At 67.1% G+C, this 23,207-nt stretch carries 24 protein-coding genes; 11 read left to right on the top strand and 13 right to left on the bottom strand.

The features are described from left to right. Positions 1-93: 93 nt before the first annotated feature. The 4 genes from EV662_RS03335 to EV662_RS03325 all read right to left on the bottom strand — a co-directional run bounded on the left by EV662_RS03335 (position 94) and on the right by EV662_RS03325 (position 2,806). On the bottom strand, positions 94-732 hold the full coding sequence (locus EV662_RS03335; RefSeq protein ID WP_132460732.1) for a DUF1638 domain-containing protein: 639 nt from the start codon (positions 730-732) through the stop codon (positions 94-96). Then, a complete protein-coding gene (locus tag EV662_RS19420; RefSeq protein ID WP_165915504.1) occupies positions 729-890 on the bottom strand; it encodes a hypothetical protein in 162 nt (53 codons plus the stop codon). The genes EV662_RS03335 and EV662_RS19420 overlap by 4 nt, the downstream gene beginning before the upstream one ends. A 60-nt stretch (positions 891-950) precedes the next feature. Next, entirely contained in the window at positions 951-1,655 is a 705-nt protein-coding gene (locus EV662_RS03330) for a corrinoid protein (RefSeq protein WP_132460731.1), read from the bottom strand. A 164-nt stretch (positions 1,656-1,819) separates the two neighbouring features. Then, the gene (locus EV662_RS03325; protein ID WP_165915503.1) at positions 1,820-2,806 is read right to left on the bottom strand and encodes an SGNH/GDSL hydrolase family protein; all 987 of its coding nucleotides are present in this window, start codon (positions 2,804-2,806) and stop codon (positions 1,820-1,822) included. 111 nt (positions 2,807-2,917) lie between these two features. Here EV662_RS03325 and EV662_RS03320 point away from each other — a divergent pair, with 111 nt between their 5' ends. Further along, the gene (locus EV662_RS03320) at positions 2,918-3,988 is read left to right on the top strand and encodes a PA0069 family radical SAM protein (RefSeq protein WP_132460729.1); all 1,071 of its coding nucleotides are present in this window, start codon (positions 2,918-2,920) and stop codon (positions 3,986-3,988) included. A 141-nt stretch (positions 3,989-4,129) separates the two neighbouring features. Here the strand turns inward: EV662_RS03320 and bmt are convergent, their stop codons facing one another. From bmt to EV662_RS03305, 3 genes are all read right to left on the bottom strand, one after another. Further along, positions 4,130-5,140 (bottom strand): betaine--homocysteine S-methyltransferase, encoded by a 1,011-nt coding sequence (gene bmt, locus EV662_RS03315; RefSeq protein ID WP_132460728.1) that lies wholly within the window; start codon positions 5,138-5,140, stop codon positions 4,130-4,132. A gap of 125 nt (positions 5,141-5,265) precedes the next feature. After that, entirely contained in the window at positions 5,266-5,580 is a 315-nt protein-coding gene (locus EV662_RS03310; protein ID WP_132460727.1) for a DUF1476 domain-containing protein, read from the bottom strand. 63 nt (positions 5,581-5,643) lie between these two features. Beyond that, complete coding sequence (locus EV662_RS03305; protein ID WP_165915502.1) at positions 5,644-6,153, bottom strand: SRPBCC family protein; 510 nt, start codon at positions 6,151-6,153, stop codon at positions 5,644-5,646. Positions 6,154-6,436: 283 nt separating this feature from the next. On the opposite strand from EV662_RS03305, the gene purC reads away from it, so the two are divergent. The 7 genes from purC (at position 6,437) to EV662_RS03270 (ending at position 15,616) form a co-directional block, all read left to right on the top strand. Further along, positions 6,437-7,198, top strand: a complete 762-nt coding sequence (purC, locus tag EV662_RS03300; protein WP_132460725.1) for a phosphoribosylaminoimidazolesuccinocarboxamide synthase — start codon at positions 6,437-6,439, stop codon at positions 7,196-7,198. 162 nt (positions 7,199-7,360) lie between these two features. After that, positions 7,361-7,600 (top strand): phosphoribosylformylglycinamidine synthase subunit PurS, encoded by a 240-nt coding sequence (gene purS, locus EV662_RS03295; protein ID WP_132460724.1) that lies wholly within the window; start codon positions 7,361-7,363, stop codon positions 7,598-7,600. A 1-nt stretch (position 7,601) separates the two neighbouring features. Beyond that, positions 7,602-8,645 carry a zinc-dependent alcohol dehydrogenase family protein gene (locus tag EV662_RS03290; RefSeq protein ID WP_132460723.1) on the top strand — a complete coding sequence of 348 codons (1,044 nt, stop codon included), beginning with the start codon at positions 7,602-7,604 and terminating at the stop codon, positions 8,643-8,645. A gap of 15 nt (positions 8,646-8,660) precedes the next feature. Then, entirely contained in the window at positions 8,661-9,329 is a 669-nt protein-coding gene (gene purQ / locus EV662_RS03285) for a phosphoribosylformylglycinamidine synthase subunit PurQ (RefSeq protein ID WP_132460722.1), read from the top strand. 116 nt (positions 9,330-9,445) lie between these two features. After that, positions 9,446-11,143, top strand: coding sequence for a sensor histidine kinase (locus EV662_RS03280; protein ID WP_243695755.1), 1,698 nt, complete (start codon positions 9,446-9,448; stop codon positions 11,141-11,143). A gap of 10 nt (positions 11,144-11,153) precedes the next feature. Continuing rightward, positions 11,154-12,485: a sigma-54-dependent transcriptional regulator gene (locus EV662_RS03275; RefSeq protein WP_132460720.1), complete on the top strand. Its 1,332-nt coding sequence runs from the start codon at positions 11,154-11,156 to the stop codon at positions 12,483-12,485. Positions 12,486-12,895: 410 nt separating this feature from the next. After that, positions 12,896-15,616 (top strand): Rne/Rng family ribonuclease, encoded by a 2,721-nt coding sequence (locus EV662_RS03270; protein ID WP_132460719.1) that lies wholly within the window; start codon positions 12,896-12,898, stop codon positions 15,614-15,616. Between the two features lie 45 nt (positions 15,617-15,661). Here the strand turns inward: EV662_RS03270 and EV662_RS03265 are convergent, their stop codons facing one another. Beyond that, positions 15,662-15,889, bottom strand: a complete 228-nt coding sequence (locus EV662_RS03265) for a sulfurtransferase TusA family protein (protein ID WP_132460718.1) — start codon at positions 15,887-15,889, stop codon at positions 15,662-15,664. A gap of 111 nt (positions 15,890-16,000) precedes the next feature. Between EV662_RS03265 and EV662_RS03260 the strand changes: the two genes are divergently transcribed. Genes EV662_RS03260 through EV662_RS03250 form a run of 3 tightly spaced genes read left to right on the top strand, consistent with a single transcriptional unit; the run spans position 16,001 to position 19,348 of the window. Continuing rightward, the gene (locus EV662_RS03260; RefSeq protein WP_132460717.1) at positions 16,001-16,753 is read left to right on the top strand and encodes a cytochrome c biogenesis CcdA family protein; all 753 of its coding nucleotides are present in this window, start codon (positions 16,001-16,003) and stop codon (positions 16,751-16,753) included. Positions 16,754-16,796: 43 nt separating this feature from the next. After that, a complete protein-coding gene (locus tag EV662_RS03255) occupies positions 16,797-17,999 on the top strand; it encodes a hypothetical protein (protein WP_132460716.1) in 1,203 nt (400 codons plus the stop codon). Then, positions 17,996-19,348 (top strand): cytochrome P450, encoded by a 1,353-nt coding sequence (locus EV662_RS03250; RefSeq protein WP_132460715.1) that lies wholly within the window; start codon positions 17,996-17,998, stop codon positions 19,346-19,348. The genes EV662_RS03255 and EV662_RS03250 overlap by 4 nt, the downstream gene beginning before the upstream one ends. Positions 19,349-19,368: 20 nt before the next feature. Here EV662_RS03250 and EV662_RS03245 read toward each other — a convergent pair whose 3' ends face one another. The 5 genes from EV662_RS03245 to chrA form a co-directional block, all read right to left on the bottom strand. Beyond that, a complete protein-coding gene (locus tag EV662_RS03245) occupies positions 19,369-19,587 on the bottom strand; it encodes a ribbon-helix-helix domain-containing protein (protein WP_132460714.1) in 219 nt (72 codons plus the stop codon). Next, entirely contained in the window at positions 19,584-19,766 is a 183-nt protein-coding gene (locus EV662_RS03240) for a DUF4169 family protein (protein ID WP_132460713.1), read from the bottom strand. The genes EV662_RS03245 and EV662_RS03240 overlap by 4 nt, the downstream gene beginning before the upstream one ends. Next, the gene (gene fumC, locus EV662_RS03235; protein ID WP_132460712.1) at positions 19,766-21,160 is read right to left on the bottom strand and encodes a class II fumarate hydratase; all 1,395 of its coding nucleotides are present in this window, start codon (positions 21,158-21,160) and stop codon (positions 19,766-19,768) included. Before fumC ends, EV662_RS03240 begins: the two co-directional genes overlap by 1 nt. Positions 21,161-21,310: 150 nt before the next feature. Then, entirely contained in the window at positions 21,311-21,811 is a 501-nt protein-coding gene (locus tag EV662_RS03230) for an SspB family protein (RefSeq protein WP_132460711.1), read from the bottom strand. A 63-nt stretch (positions 21,812-21,874) separates the two neighbouring features. Then, positions 21,875-23,140, bottom strand: coding sequence for a chromate efflux transporter (gene chrA, locus EV662_RS03225; RefSeq protein ID WP_132460710.1), 1,266 nt, complete (start codon positions 23,138-23,140; stop codon positions 21,875-21,877). Between the last annotated feature and the right edge of the window lie 67 nt (positions 23,141-23,207).

The raw sequence follows: 23,207 nt of genomic DNA, 5'->3' as shown, positions 1-23,207 counted from the left end.
TTACCCCCCTTATCCAAAGACAGGCCCGAGGATAGCGGTTTGGCGTGGCAGTGGAAGATTCGTTGTTGCCGCAGGGGTCGGGGTGTCTTTCGGTCAGGCGCGCTCTTGCAGGAACCGGGCAAGATCGCCATAGCCCGTCGCCCGCCGTTCATAGGCCAGGCCCAGCCGGCGGGCACAGTCGCGCGCGCGTGCGTCAAGCGCGGGATCATCGGTCTGGGCCAAGAACACCAGCCGGTCGTAATTTCCGAAATAGGTCTCGGTCAACTCGGGGTGGCGGTCGAGCCCGAGTGGACGCCAGACGAAGGCGTCGAACTGCCGCGCGAGGAAATCGGTCAGGTAGAAGGCGGTGATCTCGTCCCCGGCCCGGGCGGCAAAGGCGTCGAGCCCGTCGAAGAACGCGTAGCAATGCGGGCCTTCGATCATCTCGACACCCAGTTCCGCACAGGTGCGCGCCAGATCGCCACCGGTGCCGCAATCGGCATAGGCCACCAGGATCTTGTCATAGGCAGCGCGATGCCGGGTGACGGCCTCGCGGATGCCGGGGGCGATCCGCTCGGGGTGGTTGTGCCAGATCGCGGGCAGACAGGCGAGGTCGAGATGGTGCCAGCCATTGGCCCGTTTCAATGCCAGGATTTCATGGGCCAGCGCGCCGCAACCGATCACCAGCACCCGCCCCCGGCCCGCCGGGGTCAGGCCGGTTTCGGTCAGCATGCGGTCGTCGGGCGCGGTCATTTCCTGCGCTGCAGAAGGCGCAGCCCGAGCGCGGCCGCAAGTGCCAGCGGGATCAGGATGGCCATGCCATGGCCGGGCAGCGCGACCACAAGGCCCACGGTCAGCGCACCGGAGGCGATCACGCCGGCTAGGATCAGGGCGAAGACGCGGAACGGCATGAGCTTTCCCCTTGGGTCATTCGGGGAATGTGGGGCCCCGCCCCCGGGGCCCGCAAGGGGTCAGCCTGCTGCGGCCTGGTTGTGTTTGCGCGCGACGAAGGCCTTCGCGGTCTCGACGGCGACGGCGGCATCGCGGCAATAGGCGTCCGCCCCGATGGCGCGGCCGAATTCCTCGTTCAGGGGGGCACCGCCAACCAGCACGATATAGTCGTCGCGCAGGCCTTTTTCGGTCAGCGTGTCGATCACGACCTTCATGTAGGGCATGGTGGTCGTCAGCAGCGCGGACATGCCCAGGATGTCGGGACGTTCCTTTTCCAGGGCGCCCAGGTATTCGTCGACATCGGTGTTGATGCCCAGGTCGACCACCTCGAAGCCGGCGCCCTCCATCATCATCGAAACCAGGTTCTTGCCGATGTCGTGGATGTCGCCCTTGACGGTGCCGATGACCATCTTGCCCAACTTGGGCGCGCCGGTTTCGACCAGGAGCGGTTTCAGGATGCCCATGCCCGCCTTCATCGCGTTCGCGGCAAGCAGCACCTCGGGCACGAACAGGATGCCGTCGCGGAAGTCGTTGCCGACGATGGTCATGCCCGCGACCAGCGCCTCGGTCAGCACGCGGTAGGGGGTCCAGCCGCGTTCCAGAAGGATTTCGACGCCTTCGACGACTTCGTCCTTGAGGCCGTCATACAGGTCGTCATGCATCTGCGGGACGAGTTCCTCGTCGGGCAGGTCGGAAAGGATCAGGTCGTCGTCGTCCTCGGCCATTCTCGTCACTCCGGTTCCCCGGCCGGTCCTCGCGGGCACCGGCCTTTCCGCGATCTATCTCCATTTCGCAAGGTCCAACTTGGCCGCTTGCGACATGGGCCGCGCATCGCGCGACCTTTTAGCGGGGATCGGGATCGAAGGGTAATGAAGAATCCGGGGTTAGTTTATGCGGTCCGACTCATGTCGGCAGCTTGGGTCCGCCGAACGATCGCCAGCATGCCCAGCCCGGCCAGCAGCAACCCGCCCCCCGCCGGCAGGGGCACCGGGGCGATGCTTTCGAGGAAGCGATCGGCGATCAGCGCGTGGCCCGCCGCGGTCGGGTGGAGGTCGTCGTAGAACAGGAAGCCCTGGCAATCGCTTGCGGTGCCGGCCAGCAGCGCCCCGAGGCACGCGTCTTCGATGTCGGTGAAGCCATAGGCGCCGGGCGCCGCGGCGACCGTTTCGAACAGGCCGAATATGTCGACGAAGGCAAGGTCGCCGCCGGTCACGCCGGCCAGCGCGGTGCGCAGCGTGTCGTTGAACGCGACCGTGGCGCCGGTTGCCGCGGCGATTGCGGCGGCGCCGCGCGTGGTGATCTGGGGCACCCGGCCAAGGTTCGGCAGGCCGAACACCGCGACGGTGGTCAGCCCTTCGTTCACGAGTTCTTGCACGCCGGTGGCGATGGCGGTGACGGCCTGGCCGATGGCGATGGGGACCGCGCTGCCCGGGTCCGGGGCGATGAAGGCATCGCGCAGGTCATTGCCGCCGAACCAGACCGCCGCCAACGGGTTGCTGCCCAATGTCGGTGCAGCGGCCCGGTATAGCGCGCGCTGGTCGGCGAAATCGGGGACGTCGACGGGGTAGGGTCCGTTGGGCAGGGCGATGTCGAACGGGCCGCTTTGGACAGCGGTCGCGCCACCGAAGGCGAAATTCGCCCCGGATGCGAAATCGATGCCGAGTTGGCTTGCCCAGGCGTCTGCGTCGCTGAACTGGGCGTTGCCGTAAAGCGGGGCCACCGGTGAGAGCGGAGCGCCATAGACCGCGTCGAAGAGGTTTCCGGGATCGGACAGGCTGTCGCCGAACACGAAAACGTCCGAATACGTGCCCAGCGACACGGCCGCGGCCGGCAATGGCGCGGCCAGCAGGGCGACGGCAAGCGCGAGATGTTTCATGGTATCCCCCCTCTCTCGGCGTTCGAAGGCCATTAGAGCGGGTCGGTTGCAACCTGTCCACGGCGATCGGCGCGGGTTGCGTGGGTTCGCATAATGTTCCAAGCTTTCCCCATGGACCGCCCGCTTGCCCGCGCGCCCGGCCGGGGCGCCGTTTCCAACCCCGCGAACCGCTATGACAGGCTGAGGGCCGAGGCGGTCGATGACGGCTGGACGCCCGAGGGCGACCTGCCGGTGCTGCGCACCGAATTGCGGCTGGAACGGCCCCGTCGGGTCATCACCCGGAATGCCTCTCCCGACGTGCCGTTCGACCGGTCGATCAACCCCTACCGGGGCTGCGAACATGGCTGCGTCTATTGCTTTGCCCGGCCGAGCCATGCCTGGCTGGGCCTGTCGCCCGGTCTGGATTTCGAGACGCGGCTGGTGGCGCGGCCAGAGGCGCCCGAACTTCTGGCGCAGGAACTTGCGCGTGCGTCCTACCGGCCGCGCACCATCGCGATCGGCACCAATACCGACCCCTACCAGCCGGTCGAGGCGCAGCAGCGGATCATGCGGCGGTTGCTGGAGGTGCTGCTGGAGTTTCGTCACCCGGTGGGCATCGTCACCCGCGGCACGCTGATCGAGCGCGACCTGGACCTGCTGTCCGAAATGGCCGGGCTTGGGCTGGTGCGGGTGGGCGTGTCGCTGACCACGCTGGACGCGGGGCTGGCCCGTGCGATGGAGCCGCGCGCCCCCGCGCCGGCGCGGCGGCTGCGGATGATCGAGCAACTGGCCGCGGCGGGGGTCGAGGTGCGCGCGATGGTGGCCCCGGTGATCCCGGCGCTGACCGATCACGAGATCGAGGCGATCCTGTCAAGTGCCGCGCGGGCCGGTGCGGTGGCGGCGACCTGGGTCATGCTGCGCCTGCCGCTGGAAGTGTCCGGCTTGTTCCGCGACTGGCTGGAACGGCACGCGCCCGGCCGGGCGGAGCGGGTGATGGCGCGGCTGCGCGAGATGCATGGGGGGCAGGAGTACAGTGCGCACTGGGGCCGACGGATGCGCGGCGAGGGACCTTACGCGCAGATGATCGGCCAGCGCTTCCGGGTCGCGGCGGCGCGGCTGGGGCTTGCGCGCGAGTTGCCGGAGTTGCGGGTGGACCTGTTCCGGGTGCCGCCGCGGCCGGGCGATCAGCTGACGCTGTTCTGAAAAGGGCTATTTTCGCCTTGGCCAAGCCAAGGCGATCCGTCGGGGGGCGCTGCCCCCCGGAACCCCCGGAGTATTTCGACCAAGAAAAAACCCGGCTCCGGCGTGCCGGCACGCGCGGGCGAGGTGGTCTGCCGGGCGCGGTTATCCGCGCCGGCGCCGCCGGGTCCGTGCGGGTGTTTCGCTGTCCCCGGTGCCGTCCGAGGCCGAGGAAAAGCCGCCGAGCCGAGAGGCGATTTCGTCGAGGCTGGGCCGGGGGCCGCGGGGGCGGGTTTCAAGGGCTGCGCGCATCGCGCGCAGATGCTCGGGCGTGGTACCGCAGCAGCCGCCGATGATCGTCGCGCCGCAGTCGCGCGCAAGCACCGCGTAATCGGCCATCAACTCGGGCGTGCCGTCGTAATGGATGTGCCCGTCGACATATTTCGGAATGCCGGCATTACCCTTGGCGATGATCGGCCGTTCGGTCCCGGCCGCGGCGAATCCCAGCACGGTGCGCAACAGGTCCGAGGCGCCCACGCCGCAATTCGCACCGAAGGCGATGGGCTTGGCGGGCAGTTTCTCGACCAGTTCCACCAGGTCGGCGGAGGTCACGCCCATCATGGTGCGCCCGGCGGTGTCAAAGCTCATCGTGCCGCACCAGGGCATTTCTGCCAGCTTGCAGGCCTCGGCGGCGGCCTTGAATTCATCGGGGGCGCTGATCGTTTCGACCCACAGCACATCGGCGCCGCCGGATTTCAACGCCTCTGCCTGTTCGTGGAAGATCTCGACGGCGGAGGCGTAGGAAAGCGGGCCCATGGGCTGCATGATCTCGCCGGTCGGCCCGACCGAGCCCGCCACCACGACGGGGCGGCCGGCGGCGTCGGCGATGTCGCGGCCCAGTTCCGCCGCGACCCGGTTCAACTCGGCCACGCGGCCCTGCGCATCGTGCAGTTTCAGCCGCGAGGCGTTGCCGCCGAAGCTGTTGGTCAGGAAGATGTCCGATCCCGCCTCGACCGCGCCACGGTACAGCGCGCGGATCTTGTCGGGCGCGTCGGTGTTCCACAGTTCCGGCGCCTCGCCCGAGGCCAGCCCCATGTTGAACAGGTTGGTGCCGGTGGCACCGTCGGCCATCAGCCAGTCGCGGGTTTCGAGCAGGCGGGAAAGCGCGTCGGTCATGGGTGGCGTCCTTTCGAAAGGCAGGCGGCGGCCGAGGCGGGCCGCCGGTCGGGCAGGGGCGCAGGCGGCGCGCCCCCGCGCGAGGCGCTGATGGCGGGTGGGGGCGCGTTGCGACCCGCGGCGCCTCAGCTTTCGGTCATGATCTGTTCCTTGGCGACGGCCATCAGTTCGGCCATCTTGGCGCGGATCGTCGCCTCGTCGGCCTTGGTGCCGAGATCGCCCGCGACCTTGCGGTAGACGTCTTCGTCGCCCACCTCTTCGAAATCGGCCTTCACCACTTCCTTGGCGTATTCGAGCGAGGCCTCTTCGGACAGGCCCATCAACTCGGCCGCCCAGAGGCCCAGAAGCTTGTTGCGGCGGGCTTCGGCCCGGAATTGCATTTCGGAATCGTGGGCGAACTTGTTCTCAAACGCGTTCTCGCGGTCGTCGAAGGTGGTCATCGGCCTTGAGCCCTCCTGGGAATCCGGTTTCGAGAGCCATTTAAGGGAAGATGTGCCCGATGCCTAGGGGCTGCCTGCGCCTGAGCCGCCGATCTTGGCCGCGATTGGGCGCATCGCTGGGTTTTGTGCGCATCGCTGGGCTTCGCGTCGCAGCGCGGCAAGGCCCCGGGCAAGGCTCGCATGGAGCGCACGCTGGGTGAATTGGGGCATCAGCCGGGCGAGGCCCGACTCCACCGAAGCCTCGAGGCTGGCGCAGGTCCGACCGGGATCGGAGGCCAGCGTGAGCATGTAGGCCGCACGCATTGCCGCGGTGGAGCCCAGCCAGGCGATGCAATTGTAGCGATCCAGCGAAGCGACCTGGGTCTGGAACGTCATCCCGTGACTTGTCGTCCAGGTCACGCAGGCCCCCTCGGCCAGGGCGCCATGCAGCACGACCCGCCGAAAGGCCGGGTTCCAGGCCGGCCAGCGCCTGAAATCGGTCAGGACGTCCCAGACACGCTCGCGCGATGCGAAGATGACCTCTTGGGCGCGCGCGCAGACGGGCGCCGCGCGGTCGATCACAGGAATATTCATTGCTTGTACCCCTTCGGCAGCATTGTTCGCCATCGGCGCGAAGGGGCTGGTGGGCTGCTACTTCGGCGCGAGTGCGCGACGCGACATCGGGTATGCAATTGTATACGTCAAGGTCGGCCATGCTTTAGTATTAGAAAAATTGCATGTGACGTAGCGTCATCAGGCGTTGCAACGGCCCGCGAGCGCCGAGTGCGCCGCCTTGCGGCACGCTCCCGCTTGCCCTAAAGGTTCAGCACATATGCGCGGGCGTCCGTTTCCCGCGCCTCCCGGATTCGGAGTTTCCATGGCACGGCGCAAGAAAATCTACGAGGGCAAGGCGAAGATCCTGTACGAAGGCCCGGAGCCGGGCACCCTGGTGCAGTATTTCAAGGACGACGCCACCGCCTTCAACGCCGAGAAGCACGACGTGATCGAGGGCAAGGGGGTGTTGAACAACCGCCTGTCCGAATTCTTCATGACCGGGCTGAACGCGATCGGGGTACCCACCCATTTCATCAAGCGCATCAACATGCGCGAGCAGCTGATCCGCCAGGTCGAGATCATCCCGCTGGAAGTGGTGGTGCGCAATACCGCCGCCGGGTCGATGTCCAAGCGCCTGGGCATCGAGGAGGGCACCGCGCTGCCCCGGCCCATCGTCGAGTTCTATTTCAAGGACGACGCGCTGGGTGATCCGCTGGTCACCGAGGAACACATCATCGCCTTTGGCTGGGCCACCCAGCAGGACCTGGATGACATGGTGGCGCTTGCGCTCAGGGTGAACGATTTCCTTTCCGGCGTCATGCTGGCGGTCGGTATCAAGCTGGTGGATTTCAAGATCGAGATCGGGCGCATCTGGGACGGCGATTTCATGCGCCTCGTGGTCGCCGACGAGATCAGCCCGGATTCCTGCCGGCTGTGGGATGTCAAGACGGGCGATCACCTGGACAAGGACGTGTTCCGCCGCGACCTGGGCAGCCTGACGGATGCCTATACCGAGGTCGCCAAGCGGCTGGGGGTGCTGCCCACCAACGTCACCCACCCGACGAAGCCCACCCTGATCAATTGAAAGGGAAAGCGTGTCCGGCTTGTGTCATCACAAATCCGAACCGGACATGACCCCCACCCTACGGGCGCCCGCGGCAAGCATGGCCGGCGCCGCTGAGTTGATGTGACCGATGCGCGCCGGTTCCGTTTCAGGGCCGGTGCCGAGCGAAGGAAGGACGAGACGATGAAGGCCCGCGTTCACGTGATGCTCAAGGACGGCGTTCTGGACCCGCAGGGACAGGCGGTGGCACATGCGCTGGGCGCGCTTGGTTTCGAAGGGGTGGGCGATGTGCGCCAGGGCAAGGTGATCGACCTGGAACTGCACGAGACCGACACAGAGGCCGCCCGCGCGAAGGTGCGCGAGATGTGCGAGAAGCTGCTCGCGAATACCGTGATCGAACGCTACGACATCGAGATCGGCTGAGATGCGCGCGGCGCTGCTGACCGGCTGGCGCAAGCCGCTGGAACTGTCCATGGTCGAGGATCCGGCCTGCCCGCCCGATGGCGTGGTGCTGAAGGTTCTGGCCTGCGGGGTGTGCCGGTCCGACTGGCACGCCTGGACCGGCGCCGACTCCGACGTGTCGCTGCCGCATATCCCGGGGCACGAATATTGCGGGGTGGTCGAGGAGGTCGGGCCCGCGGTCACGCGCTGGTCCGTGGGCGACCGGGTGATCGCGCCGTTCATCCTGGCCTGTGGGCGTTGCCCGGATTGTGCCGCGGGCAACCAGACGATCTGCGCGAGCCAGGCGCTTCCGGGCTTCACGCAGGCGGGCGCCTTCGCGGAACTGATCGCGGTGCCTTATGCCGATAGCAACCTGACGCGCCTGCCCGAGAGGATGGAACCCGCGCTGGCCGCCGCCCTTGGCTGCCGGGTGACGACCGCGTGGCAGGCGTTGACGGGGCGTGCGGCGTTGAAGCCGGGCGAGTGGCTGGCGGTGTTCGGCGGCGGCGGCGTGGGGATTTCGGCGCTGTTGCTGGGCCGGGCTTTGGGCGCGCGGGTGGTCGTGGTCGATGTGGTGCCGGACAAGCTGGCCTATGCGACCGAACTGGGCGCGCATGCCGTGGTGGACGCGCGCACGGGCGATGCGGCCGACGCGGTGCGCGAGATCACCGGGGGCGGCGCCCATGTCGCGATCGAGGCGCTGGGCATTCCCGAGACCACCGCCGGCGCGCTGCGCGCACTGCGAAAGCTGGGCCGGATGGTTCAGGTGGGTATGCCCGCGGGCGAGCACACCACGATGGAACTGCCGATGGACGCGGTCTATTCCGGACAGCTGGCCGTTTATGGCACGCGCGGTATGCCCGCCTGGCGTTACCCGTCGTTGTTGTCGCTGATCGATGGCGGGCACGTGGACCTGACGCCGCTGATCGCGCGGCGCGTGCGCCTGAGCCAGGCCAGCGACGAGCTTGCCGCCTTTGATGCACCGGCGCCGCCCGGTGTCGCCGTCATCACCGATTTCCAGTCCTGATCGAGGAGCCCCGACATGAAAGCCGCCGTTCTCGTCTTCCCCGGCTCGAACTGCGACCGCGACCTTGCGGTGGCCTTCCGCGCGGCCGGCGCCGAGGTCACGATGGTCTGGCACAAGGAGGACGCGCTGCCGGCGGGCGTCGACGTGGTGGGCATTCCCGGCGGGTTCTCGTTCGGCGACTATTTGCGCTGCGGCGCGATCGCCGCGCGCTCGCCGATCACGCGGGCGGTGATCGAGCATACCCACCGGGGCGGTTTTGCGCTGGGCATCTGCAACGGCTTTCAGGTGCTGACCGAGACCGGCATCCTGCCCGGCGCGCTGATGCGCAATGCAGGGCTGAAATTCGTCTGCAAGCCGGTCGATCTGATCGTGGAAACCGGCGACAGCGCCTTTACCTCGGGCTACGAGGCAGGGCAGCGGATCACCATTCCCGTCGCGCACCATGACGGGAACTACGTGGGCGATGCCGATCTGGTGGCGCGGTTGAGCGGCGAAGACCGGATCGCGTTCCGCTATGCCGACAACCCCAACGGGTCGGTGGCCGATATCGCCGGGATCCTGTCGGAAAACCGCCGCGTGCTGGGGCTTATGCCGCATCCCGAACGCGCCGCGGAACCGGCACATGGCGGCACCGACGGGGCGGCGCTTTTCCGCTCGCTGATCGGCGCGCTGACGCCGGCCTGAGGCGGAGTCGCTTGAGCAGGCCCCGGCCTCGGCGTAACCTTGCGGTCATGCTGCTGGGGATCATTCGACAGGCCGGTTTCAGCCGTCCGCCCGTTGGGGGCGAGTGGCGGAAGCGCATGGCGTTGCTGCTGCTGATCCTGGTGGCGGTGGCGACGGTCTGGGTGACAAATACCTGGCTGACGGAGCGGTTCACCGAAAGCACGCGGAACCGGGCGCAGGTGCGGCTGGCGCTGTATTCCGGCAACGTGGTCAGCGAATTGCAGCGCGCCTCGGTCGTGCCGCTGTTGCTGTCGCGCGACCCGACGCTGATCCAGGCGCTGGACAGTTCTGATTTCTCGCAAAGTTCGCAGCGGCTGATCTCTTATGTCGACGATATCGGCGCGGCCTCGCTGATGTTGCTGGACAATTCCGGCCGGGTGGTCGCGGCGACGGACCGGGCGAAGATCGGGACCAACCTGCGAAGTGCGCCGTTCTTCGTCGAGGCGCAGCGGTCGAACGACACGGTTTTCATCACTTCGCGGACCGAGGCGGGCGCCTATACATTTACCTATTCGCGTTCGATCACGGCCGACCGGCGCAAGGCGGGCGTGATCGTGGTGGGCGTTGACCTGGCCAAGTTCGAGCAAAGCTGGGCGGGGATCGCGGATGCGATCATCGTCACCGACAGCGAAGGTCAGATCATCCTGTCGACCGAACCGCGCTGGCGCGGGCGCACGGTGGAAGAGGCGCTGTCGGTACGTTCGCCGCCCTCGGCGATCCGGCGTGCTTTGCAGGCCACGGCCGACTGGGGCGCGTTGCCGCCCGATGCCTATATGATGGGCGAGGCGGTGATGCGCAACGATGCGCGCATCCCGTTCCGCGGCTGGCGGATCGTGTCCTTTACCTCCTACGTATCGATCCGCGACAAGGTGAATTCCGTGCTGGCCCTGGAGATCATGGGGTTCGCGATCCTGCTGGCGTTGACCTTCTACCTCATGTCGCGGCGCGCACAGTTGCGGTCGATCGTGTTCCAGCGCGAGACCGCGGAATTGCGCGAGTTGAACATACGCCTGCAGCGCGAAATCGCCGAGCGCGAGCGGGCCGAGAAGAACCTGGAGGTGGCCGAGCAGACGCTGGCGCAAAGTTCCAAGCTGGCCGCGCTGGGCGAGATGTCGGCGGCGGTCAGCCACGAGCTGAACCAGCCGCTGGCCGCGATGAAGACCTACCTGGCCGGCGCGCGGCTTTTGCTGCAGCGCAAGCGCCCCGACGAGGCGCTGTCCTCGTTCCAGCGGATCGACGACCTGATCGAGCGGATGGGCGCGATCACCCGACAGCTGAAAAGCTATGCGCGCAAGGGCGGCGACGCGTTCGAGCCGCTGGATGTGCGGTCCTGCGTTTCGGGCGCCTTGTCGATGATGGAGCCCCAGCTGAAGCGCCGCCAGGTCACGATCACGCGGACGCTGCCGCGCGAACCGGTGATGGTGATGGCCGACCGGGTGCGTCTGGAGCAGGTCATCATCAACCTGCTGAGGAACGCCCTGGACGCCACGCGCGAGGTCGATCAGCCCCAGGTCGACGTGATCCTTTCTGCGGGGGAAACCGCCACGATGACCGTGCGTGACAACGGTCACGGGATCGAGGATCTCGAGAACCTGTTCGAACCTTTCTACACCACCAAGCAGCCCGGCGATGGCGTCGGGCTTGGCCTTGCGATCTCGTCGGGGATCGTGAACGATCTCGGCGGGCGCCTGACCGCGCGTAACGGGCGCGAGGGGGGCGCGGTATTCGAGGTTCAGCTGCCCATATTGGGGCAGGACGTGGAAGCAGCGGAGTAAATAACCAGGAATGCCCCAGGCCATGAAGATCGCGATTGTCGATGACGAGCAGGACATGCGCCAGTCGATCAGCCAGTGGCTGGCGCTGAGCGGTTTCGAGACCGCGACTTTTGCGCGGGCCGAGGATGCACTGAAGGAGATCGGGCCCGATTACCCGGGCGTGGTGGTCACCGACATCAAGATGCCGGGCATGGACGGGATCTCGTTCCTGAAAAAGCTGATGAGCCTCGATTCCACGCTGCCGGTGATCATGATCACCGGCCATGGCGACGTGCCGATGGCGGTCGAGGCGATGCGGATCGGCGCCTATGATTTCATGGAAAAGCCGTTCAACCCCGACCGCATGACGGAATTGGCGAAACGCGCCAGCCAGGCGCGCCGGCTGACGCTGGACAACCGCGCGCTGCGCCGCGAGTTGGGGGATGGCACGGTTCTGGTGAAGAAACTGATCGGGTCCTCGCCGGTGATGGAACGGCTGCGCGAGGACATCCTGGACCTGGGCCAGGCCGACGGGCATGTGCTGATCGACGGCGAGACCGGCACCGGCAAGACGCTGGTGGCGCATGCGCTGCACGCCGTGGGGCCGCGGGCGGGAAAGAAATTCGTCCAGATCGCCTGTGCCGCGCATGAACCCGACGCCCTGTCGGCCAAGCTGTTCGGCCCGGTCGAAGAGGGCGGCGCGATTCCGGCGGTCGAGGAGGCGCGCGGCGGCACGCTGTGCCTGGAGGATGTCGAGGCCTTGTCGCCCGCGCTTCAGGCCCGTCTTCTGACCTTCATCAACGACCAGGGCAGCCCGGCCGAGACGCGGATCATCGCGGTGTCGAACCTGCAGGAGCAGGACAAGACCGTCGAGGACGTGCTGCGCCCCGACCTGTTCTACCGTCTCGCCGCGATGAAGATCACCCTGCCGCCGTTGCGCGCACGCGGCGAGGATATCCTGACGCTGTTCAACCGCCTGTCCGAACAGTTCGCCGAGGAATACGGCTGCGAAGCGCCCGAGGTGACCGCCCAAGAGGCCGCGCAACTGATGCAGGCGCCCTGGCCGGGGAATGTGCGGCAGTTGATCAACGTGGCCGAACGCGCGGTGCTGCAGAACCGGCGCGGTTCGGGCACGATCGCCAGCCTTCTGATGGCCGACAACGAGGCAACGCGCCCGGTGATGACCACCGAGGGCAAGCCGCTGAAGGAATATGTCGAGGCGTTCGAGAGGATGCTGATCGACAACACGATGCGCCGCCACAAGGGGTCCATCGCGGGCGTGATGGAGGAGCTTTGCCTGCCCCGGCGCACGCTTAACGAGAAGATGGCCAAGTACGGTTTGAGCCGCGCCGACTATCTTTAGGGCGGAATGCGGCGGAAAAAGGCATTGTATTTGGCTGCGCTCTGCCGCTAATGTCGCCGAGCGGTGGTCCGTCCCGAGGGGCGCGCCGCCGCTTCGAACGAGTTTCGCTGTCTTTCGCGCGTCCCGCGGCAACATCGCCGGGACCAGCACGAAACAGACCGATCGGGTTCCGAAAGGACCCACAGCATCCCCGGGACCCAAGGGTCGCCGGGACTTAGCAACGGATGCCGCGCCCCCATGCGGCATCGGAGACGAACCGCGATGGAGCGCGCCACCATAATCGGATACGGGACGGGCAGGCCACGGGCCGCCCACCGGCCGTTTGCGTGCGACCACGCCCCAACAAGACACCCACCGCGCCGCCTTGTTCCTCCGGGGACGGGCGGTCCGCCGTGGTGCAAAGAATTGACATGGCAAAGAAAATGCTTATCGACGCCACCCACGCGGAAGAAACCCGCGTGGTCGTGGTTGACGGAAACAGGGTTGATGATTTCGACTTCGAAAGCGTCAACAAGCGGCAGCTCGCCGGTAATATCTATCTAGCGAAAGTCACTCGCGTGGAGCCCTCGCTCCAGGCGGCTTTCGTGGATTACGGCGGCAATCGGCACGGCTTCCTCGCCTTCTCGGAAATCCATCCGGATTACTACCAGATCCCGGTTGCCGACCGTGAGGCATTGCTGGCCGAGGAGCGCGCGCTGGCCGAGGAGATCGACGAGGACGAACCGGCCGAAAAGGCCAAGCCGAAAAAGCGCACCCGCTCGCGGCGGAAATCCCGGGCAGAACCCGAAGCCGCGCCTGCGGAGGCGATCGAAGGTTCCGTGGCCGAAGCGGGCACCGATGATGCGGCCGACGTCGCGGAGGTCTCTCAACCGGAGGGCGAATCGCTCGACCGGCCGCAGGATGCGGGTAACGTCGATGATGCGCCGCCCAGCACCACCATCGCCGCCGCCGCGCGCAGCGACGATCCCGTGGAAACCCGCGAGCCGGCCGACATACCCGGCATGGATGTCGTCGATCTGGCGCCCGATGACGAGGTGACCGCCGAACCTATCGAGACCGCGAGCGAAGAGGCCAAGCCGCGCAAGACGACCCGCCGCCGTCGCAAGCCCGCGCGCAAATCCGACCGTGACGAGGCCGCCGAACCGGAGGCCGATGCACCGGATGCGGCGTCGGACGATGCGGTCGAAGCGGAAGAGGACATCGCGGAGCCCGCAGAGCGCGACGACCATATCGAATCGGTCGCGGAAGAAGACGTTGCCGAGGAGATCCGCCCGCGCAAAGCCCGTCCGCGCCGCTACAAGATCCAGGAGGTCATCAAGGTCCGGCAGATCATGCTGGTGCAGGTGGTCAAGGAGGAACGCGGCAACAAGGGCGCGGCGCTGACGACCTATCTGAGCCTCGCCGGCCGCTATTGCGTGCTGATGCCCAACACCGCGCGCGGCGGCGGCATTTCGCGCAAGATCACCAACGCCGCGGATCGCAAGAAACTCAAGGAAATCGCGGGTGAGCTTGACGTGCCCGAGGGCGCCGGCCTGATCATCCGGACCGCCGGCGCGCAACGCACCAAGTCCGAGATCAAGCGCGATTACGAATACCTTCAGCGGTTGTGGGAACAGATCCGGGAACTGACGCTGAAATCCATCGCGCCCGCGCCGATCTATGAGGAAGGGGACCTGATCAAGCGGTCGATCCGCGACCTTTACTCGCGCGAGATCGACGAGGTGTTGGTCGAGGGCGAACGCGGCTATCGCGTGGCCAAGGACTTCATGAAGATGATCATGCCGTCCCATGCCAAGAACGTGAAGCATTACACCGATCCGATGCCGCTGCTCGCGCGGTTCCAGGTGGAAAGCTACCTGTCCTCGATGTTCAACCCGACCGTTCAGTTGAAATCGGGCGGCTATATCGTGATCGGCGTGACCGAGGCACTGGTTGCGATCGACGTGAACTCGGGCCGGGCGACCAAGGAAGGCTCGATCGAGGAAACCGCGCTGAAGACGAACCTGGAGGCCGCGGAGGAGGTGGCGCGCCAGCTGCGTCTGCGGGACCTGGCCGGGCTGATCGTGATCGACTTCATCGACATGGAAGAGCGGAAGAACAACGCCGCCGTCGAGAAGCGCCTGAAGGACAAGCTGAAGAACGACCGTGCGCGGATCCAGGTGGGCCGTATCTCGGGCTTTGGCCTCTTGGAGATGAGCCGCCAGCGGTTGCGGCCGGGCATGATCGAGGCGACGACCCAGCCGTGCCCCAGCTGCCACGGCACCGGTTTGATCCGGTCCGATGACAACCTGGCGCTGTCGATCCTGCGCCAGCTTGAGGAAGAGGGCGTGCGCGGACGCTCGCGCGAGGTGCTGCTGAAGGCACCGGTGGGCATCGTGAACTTCCTGATGAACCAGAAACGCGAGCATGTCGCCCAGATCGAGGCTCGCTATGGCCTGTCGGTGCGGATCGAGGCCGATCCGTTCCTGATCTCGCCCGATTTCTCGATCGAGCGGTTCAAGACGGCGACCCGCGCGGTGCCCGAAGTGTCCGCACCGGTCATTTCGGTCGACACCTCTGAGTTGCCCGAGTTGATCGAGGAGCCTGAAGTCGTCGAAGAGGCGGCCGCACCGTCCGTCGAGGGCGACGATAAGCCGAAGAAACGCCGTCGCCGGCGCCGGCGCAAGAAATCCGGCCAGGGTGGCGAGCCGGGCGAGGGCACGGGCGCCGACATGCGCGATGAAACCGGCGGCGACGAGGAGGGCGCCGTGGACGAGGCGGCGAGCGACAGCGCCGAACCGGCCGGGGCCGCAGAGCCTGCCGAGGATACGCCCAAGAAAAAACGCACCCGCCGGCCGCGTGGCGGAAAGGCGACCAAGGTGGAGGTCCAGGCCGATACCGCTGCGCCCGAGGCAGAGCCCGCCCCGGTGATCGAGGTGGCGCCGGAGCCGAGCTTGGACGCCGTTTCCGAATCCGCTGCGGAACCTGCGGCAGAATCTGAACCTGAACCCGTTGCCGAAATCGTCGTCGCCCCGGAACCGGAGCCGGCCCCCGAACCCGCCACGGCGGCGGTAAAGGATGAGGAAACGGCCGATGCAGAAGAGGCCGCGCCGAAATCTCGCAAACGGGGGTGGTGGTCGCTGGGCCGCTAGGGCCGATCGCATGACGGGGCCGGTCCCTCGCCAGTGGGGGCCGGCCTAGCCGCGCCGGATCAGGTAAAGCTGGCCTTCCTCGCAATCTTCCATCGCGATGAACTCGTGCCCCGCTTCCTTGCAGAAATGCGGGATGTCCACGACCGCCACAGGGTCGTCGGCCCAAAGCCGCAGCAGTCCGCCATCGGCCAATTGCTCAAGAGCCTTGCGGGCCTTGAGCACAGGCAGCGGGCAGCGCAACCCTCGCGCGTCTATTTCCAAAGACACCACCATTTTTGCGGGAGTATGCGGGTTGCGGCGCCTTGTCCACGGCTTTGTGAGGGGTGGCCACGTGACGAAACGCCCGCCTTGGGCTAAGCCCGGACGCGTAGAAGAGGAATGGCGATGTTCGGAATAGAGCTGATCGACGCGGGGCTGCTGCCGGCCATGCTGGTGGCGCTGGTCGCCGGGCTTCTGAGTTTCCTCAGCCCCTGCGTGCTGCCCATCGTTCCGCCCTACCTGGCCTATATGGGCGGGATCAGCATGGTGGACCTGACGGGCGCGACGGAGGCGCGACGGAGAGCGCTTTTGCCGGCGCTGTTCTTTGTCATGGGCCTGTCGACGGTGTTCCTTTTGCTGGGTTTTACCGCCTCGGCCTTCGGAGCATTCTTTCTGCAGAACCAGGACTGGTTCGCGCGTATCGCCGGCGTGATGGTCATCGTGTTCGGCCTTCATTTCCTGGGTGTGTTCCGTATTCCGATCCTCGACCGCGAGGCGCGGCTGGATGCGGGCGACCGGGGGGGGTCGGCGCTTGGGGCCTATCTGCTGGGCCTGGCCTTTGCCTTTGGCTGGACGCCCTGCATCGGTCCGCAACTGGGCGCGATCCTGTCGCTTGCGGCGTCCGAGGCCTCGGTGGCCCGAGGCACCGTGCTGCTTGGGGTATATGCCGCAGGGCTGGGTATTCCGTTCATCCTGGCCGCGCTGTTCATCCAGCGCGCGATGGGTGTGATGAACCGGCTGAAACGCCATATGGTCCTGATCGAAAAGGCGATGGGCGGGCTTTTGGTCGCGGTCGGGCTGGCCCTGGTGACGGGGGCGTTCAGCGCCTTCAGCTACTGGTTGCTTGAGACCTTTCCGGGGTTGGCAACTTTGGGTTGATCGCCCTAGGCTTGGTCGGGCAGACGACGGGGGCCGGGACGGCATGGCGGGCGGCACGGGAGCAGTCAGGCGGCGGCGGGTGCTGTATATCCCCGGCTATGACCCGTTCCCGCCGCGCCGCTACCGCGAGTTGTACCGCAGAGAGGCGGCCGCACAGGCCGCGATTTCGGGCTTTCGGATCGTGGTAACGTCTGGAACGGGCCCCGAGACCTGGCGAGTAACCGCGCAGGTCGAAGGGGCGTCGGTCGAGACCGGGATCGACGTGCTGGTGTGGTCGGATATCGTGCGCGTGTCGATGTCGCCGTCGATCCTGGCCACTTATGTGCAACTTGTCCGCACCGCCTGGGCCTATCTGGGGTCGGGCGCGTTGTTTCGGCTGGCACGGCTGCGCAAGGGGCCGACGATCGCCGCGCTTTATCCGATCGCGGTGTTGCTGGGGCAATTGGCGATCGGGCTGGCCGCCGCGCGCGGGCTGGGCGCGGTGCTGGCGGCCAGCGGATTGCCGGGGGTCGGGTGGCTGGGCCTGGTCGTGGTCTGGCCAGTGCTGGCCTGGTTCCGCGCACGCGACCGACGGCTGTTCGCCTGGTACCTGATGCATGATTATGCCCATACGGCCAGCCGGGGCGGCGCCTATCCGCCAGAGCTGGAGGACCGCCTGGGCGCATTTGCCGACCGGATCGCCGCGGCGCTGGCCGAGGATGTCGACGAGGTGCTGGTCGTCGGTCATTCCTCGGGGGCGCATCTGGCGGTTTCGATCCTGGCGGACCTGCTGCGGTCGGGCCGTGTGCCCGAGGATGGGCCGGCGCTATCGCTGCTGACGCTGGGGCAGGTGGTGCCGATGGTGAGCTTTCTGCCGCGGGCCAATCGGCTGCGGGCCGACTTGTGGCTGATGGCGGGGCAGGGGCGCATTCCCTGGGTGGATGTCACTGCGCCGGGCGACGGCTGCGCCTTTGCGCTGTGCGATCCGGTGGCAGTGTCGGGCGTGGCGCCCGAGCCGCAGCGCTGGCCGCTGGTGATTTCGGCGGCGTTCAGCCACACCCTGTCGTCGGCGCGCTGGCGGGCGCTGCGCTGGCGGTTCTTTCGGCTGCATTTCCAGTATCTCTGTGCCTTTGACCGGCCGAGGACATACGATTACTTCCGCGTGACGGCCGGGCCGCTGACGTTGGGGGCGCGGTTTGCCGGGCAGCCGCCCTCGCCGGGGCGGATCGCGACGCCGCTGAACTGGTTTGCCGCGACCATGCCATGACCCTGCCGCCGAAACCCGGTTCGCGGCCCGACCGCGTCTCACTTGCCGGTTACCTGCGCCGGTTCAGGGCGGATATCCTGTCGGCCCAGCCGGCCCGGCTGTACCGTGCGAAGATGGCCGAGTTCCGAACGCCGTTCTTTCGGTCCTACCTGGTCAATCAGCCCGACCTGGTGCGGCTGGTGCTGCAGGAGCGGCCCGGCGATTTCCCGAAGTCGGATCGAGTGCAGGCGGGTCTTGCGCCGCTTTTGGGGGAGTCGGTCTTCGTGACGAACGGCGCGACCTGGGAGCGCCAGCGGCGGCTGATCGACCCCGCCTTCGACGGCGGACGTTTGCGCGATACCTTTCCGGCGATGGTCGATGCCGCTTCGGCGGCAGTCGCCCGTCTGCGACCCGGTCTTCGCGAGATCGAGGCGGTCACCAGCCACGCCGCGGCCGACGTGATCTTTCGCACGCTGTTCTCGCTTCCGATCGAGGATGGGGTTGCGCGGACGGTGTTCGATGCGTTCCGCGCCTATCAGCGCGGCCAGCCGCTTTTGAATCTGGGGGCCTTCGTTGGGGGACCCGGCTGGATGCCGCGGTTTCACGGTCGGCGCACGCGGGCAACGGCGCGTGAAATTCGGACGCTGATCGAGGCGCTGACCCGGAAGCGCGCCGCCGAGATCGCCCGAGGGACCGCGCCCGACGATCTGGCCACCAAGATCATGACCGCGCGCGATCCCGAAACGGGTGACGGGTTCGATGCGTCCGAGATGGTCGACCAGGTGGCGATCTTTTTCCTGGCCGGGCACGAGACTTCGGCCTCGGCATTGGCGTGGGCACTGTATTTGCTGGCGCTGTTCCCCGATGTGCAGGACCGCGTCGCGGCCGAGGCCGCGGGGTTGCCCGACCGGCCGACCATGGGCGACATGGGGCGACTGACCTTCACCCGCGACGTGTTCCGCGAGACGCTGCGGCTTTACCCGCCGGTGCCGATGATGGTGCGCGAGGCCAAGCGGCCCGAACGGTTCCGTGACCGGCGCATCGCGCGCGGCAGCCAGATCGTGATCAGTCCCTGGCACCTGCACCGGCATGAAAGATTGTGGGAAAGGCCCGATGCGTTCGACCCCGACCGTTTTGCGACACCGAACGGGCGGGCCTGCCTGCGCGAGGCGTTCATCCCGTTCTCGGCGGGGCCGCGGGTCTGCACGGGGGCGGGATTCGCGATGATCGAAGGGCCGTTGTTGTTGGCGATGCTGGTGCGCGGTTACCGTTTCGCCCGTGTCGCAGGCTGTGACCCGGTTCCGGTCGCGCATCTGACGGTGCGCGCGAAACAGGGGATTTGGCTGGAGATATCGCCGCGCCGGTCCTGATCGTGCCAAGCGCGTGGCGGTCAGCCGCGGTAATGACGCAGGACGTAGACCCGGATCGCCGAGGCGAGGCCGGTTTCCATGTCGCGGCCCGCGTCGATTTCGGCGGCCAGGGCGTTGATCGCCATGCCTTTTTCCGCGGCAATTTCACGGAAGGCGATCCAGAACGCATCTTCCAGCGAGACGCTGGTACGGTGGCCGCGCAGCGTCAACGAGCGTTTGACCGGGCGGCCGCTGGTCATTCGTCCTCGCGCTTGTGCGCGTCGAGCACTGAACGGGCGCGCGCGGCCTCGGCGGCCTCGCGCGCCTTCTGGGTCTTGGTACGGCCGAATTTCACCGCGTTGGCGTCGCCCTCGGCACGCTTGTCGGCGCGGGCTTTCGCCTTGCGCGCCGCGCGCAGATTGACGACGCCCTTGGCCATCAGTCCTTGGGCCCGATCATGTCTTCGGGCCGGACGATGGCCTCGAAGGTTTCGGCATCGACGAAGCCGAGGTTGATCGCCTCTTCCTTCAGGGTGGTGCCGTTCTTGTGCGCGGTCTTTGCGACCTTCGTCGCGTTGTCATAGCCGATCTTGGGCGCCAGCGCGGTCACCAGCATCAGGCTTTCGCGCATCAGCTTCTCGATCCGCGCCTCGTTGGCCTGGATGCCGTTCAGCATCCGCTCGGTGAAGCTGCCCGCGGCATCACCCAGAAGCTGCATGGATTGCAGCAGGTTGTAGGCCATCATCGGGTTGTAGACGTTCAGTTCGAAATGGCCTTGGGAGCCGGCGAACTTAATCGCCGCGTCGTTGCCCATGACATGGGCGGCGACCTGGGTCAGTGCCTCGGCCTGGGTGGGGTTTACCTTGCCCGGCATGATCGACGAGCCGGGTTCGTTCTCGGGCAGGATCAATTCGCCCAGGCCCGAGCGGGGCCCCGAACCGAGGAAGCGGATGTCGTTGGCGATCTTGTAGCAGCTGCCCGCGACGGTCGCGAGCGCGCCGGACATGAAAACCATCGCGTCGTGGGCGGCCAGCGCCTCGAACTTGTTGGGCGCGGTGACGAAGGGCAGGCCGGTGATGCGCGCCATGTTGGCCGCGACCATCTCGCCCCAGCCCTTTTTCGTGTTCAACCCAGTGCCGACGGCCGTGCCGCCCTGGGCCAGTTCGTAGATGCCGGGAAGGGCCGCCTTGACCCGGTCGATGCCCATGCGGACCTGGTGGGCGTAGCCCGAGAATTCCTGCCCCAGCGTCAGCGGTGTCGCATCCTGGGTGTGCGTGCGGCCGATCTTGATGATGTCCTTGAATTCGGACGATTTCCGTTCGAGCCCCTCGGCCAGCTTTTCCAGCCCGGGCAGCAGAACGTCGCGGGCCGTCATCGCGGCGGCGATATGCATGGCGGTGGGAAAGGTGTCATTCGAGGACTGACCCATGTTGCAGTGATCGTTCGGGTGCACCGGGTCCTTGGACCCGATCACACCGCCCAGGATCTCGATGGCGCGGTTGGCGATCACCTCGTTGGCGTTCATGTTCGACTGGGTGCCCGACCCGGTCTGCCAGACGACGAGCGGGAAATTGTCGTCGAACTTTCCGTCGATCACCTCGGAGGCTGCCTGAACGATGGCCGTTCCGCGCGTCTCGTCGAGATTGCCAAGCGCCATGTTCGCCTCGGCGCAGGCCTGCTTGATGACACCCAGCGCGCGTACGATGGCCGTGGGCTGCTTTTCCCAGCCGATGGGAAAGTTCATCAGGCTGCGCTGGGTCTGCGCGCCCCAGTACTTGTCGGCGGGGACCTCCAGCGGACCGAAGCTGTCGGTCTCGGTGCGGGTGGCTGTCATCGGCACGCTCTCCTTGTGGCGGGTCTGGGCCCCCCGGGTCTTAACGTCTGGGACGGAAAGATCAATCGGGCGCCGGGCGGAAGGCCGGCTAGATCGGTGCCTTTCGCGGAGCGGTCAGCGGGTGGCGCGGGCCGGCGGCTGCGCGGGACCCTACTTGCGGAACTTGTCGAGGCTCACGACTTCGGCCTCGCGGTGTCCGGTTCCACCGGCGGGCGCGTCGCTGTCTTCGCCCTCGGCCGCGCCATTGCTGTCGGCGACACTATCCGCGTCGCTGCTCTCTTCGTCCTCTTCGTCGCTTTCCTGCGTCTCGAAGCGCAGGCCGAATTCGACCGAGGGGTCGACGAAGGTGCGGATCGCGTCGAACGGGATATACAGCGGTTCGGGGCTGTCGCCGAAGTTGAGCGTGACCGAAAACCCGTCCTCGGTCACGTCGAGATCGGCGAACCAGTGCTGGATCACCACCGTCATCTCGTCGGGGTAACGGTCGCGCAGCCAATCGGCCAGCCCCACATCGGGATGGGTGGTGTCGAAGGTGATGAAGAAATGGTGCTCGCCCGGCAGACCGGTTTCGGCGACACGCGACAGGACCCTGCGGATCAGGTCGCGCATCGCGGCATGCATCAGGTTGCCATAGTCGATCCGGTTCGACATCGCCGATGTACCCTTGGGTTGAGTGGCCCCCAGCATAGGGGATTCGGATGACAGGGGAAGGGGCTAGAGGAAAAATCCGCCGTCTGCGAGCACGCCTGCCCCGGCCATCAGCACCAGCACCCCCGGCAGTGGCCAGCGCAGCACCAGAAGCAGCAGTGCGGCCAGGGCGCCGAGCACCGCGGCGGCGGGTTGAAAGCTGGTCCAGGTGGGCACGATCATGTCGAGAGGTCCGGCGGTGATCCGGTCGACACGGTCAAAGGCGACATGGGCGGCGAACCACAGCGACAGGTTCAGGATGACGCCGACCACGGCCGCGGTCACCGCGTCCAGCGCGGCCGACAGGCGCGGAAAGCCGGCCAGCCGGTCGACATATGGAGCGCCTGCGAAGATCCACAGGAAGCAGGGCACGAAAGTGACCCAAAGCGTGACCGCGGCGGCGGCGAGGCCGAGCGCCCAGCCCCCCGCCTGCTGGCCTGCGAGGAAGCCCACGAACTGGGTGACCAAGATCAGCGGTCCGGGCGTCGTTTCGGCAAGCCCCAGGGCGTCGATCATCTGTTCGGGGCTCAGCCAGCCGCGGGTTGCGACCACCTCTTGCGCCATCCAGGCCAGCACCGCGTAGGCGCCGCCGAAGGTCAGCGCGGCAAGCTTTGAGAAAAAGGCGGCGATCTCGGACAGCAGGCCGCCCCCCATCGCGTGAAGAGCGGCAACCGGCGCGAACCAAAGTGCCCCCCAAAGGGCAATCGTCCGCCCGGTGCGGGGACGTTCGGACCGGGCCGTAAGGGGGGGCGGCGCTCCGCAGGCGGTGGCATACCCCCAGAATGCGGCGACCGCGATGATCAGGGGGAAGGGCAGGGCGAACGCGAAGATGGCGAGGAAGGACAGCCCCGCCAGCGCCCAGCGGGCGGGGGTTTTCAGCGCCTTCTGCCCGAGCCGGGTCAATGCCTGTAGCACGATCACCACGACGGTCGCCTGGATGCCCAGAAACAGCGCCTGGGCCAGGGGCACGGCGCCCCAGGCGGCATAGCCGGCCGCCAGGGCCAGGATGACCGCCGCGCCGGGCGCGACGAACAGCGTGCCCGCGATCAGCCCGCCCGGCACGCCCCGAAGCCGCCAGCCCGCGAAGGTGGCCAGCTGCATCGCCTCGGGGCCCGGCAGCAGCATGCAGAAACTGAGGGCGCGCAGGAAGCCCGCCTCGTCCAGCCAGCCACGGGTTTCGACCAGTTCGCGATGCATCAGGGCGATTTGCGCGGCAGGTCCACCAAAGGAGATAAGGCCGATGCGCCCGAAAACGCGGGTCAGTTCGGAGAGCGAGGGCGCAGGGGCGGTCATGGCCCCGTCATAGCGGGCTGCGCGCGACAAGGCGATGACATTGGCAAGCGGTCAGCGCCGACCCGCG

Source organism: Rhodovulum marinum (assembly GCF_004343075.1).
In the GTDB taxonomy this organism is placed as follows: Bacteria; Pseudomonadota; Alphaproteobacteria; order Rhodobacterales; family Rhodobacteraceae; genus Rhodovulum; species Rhodovulum marinum.
Note: the sequence above shows the minus strand (reverse complement) of the source record. Positions and strands in the feature narration are given on the sequence as shown.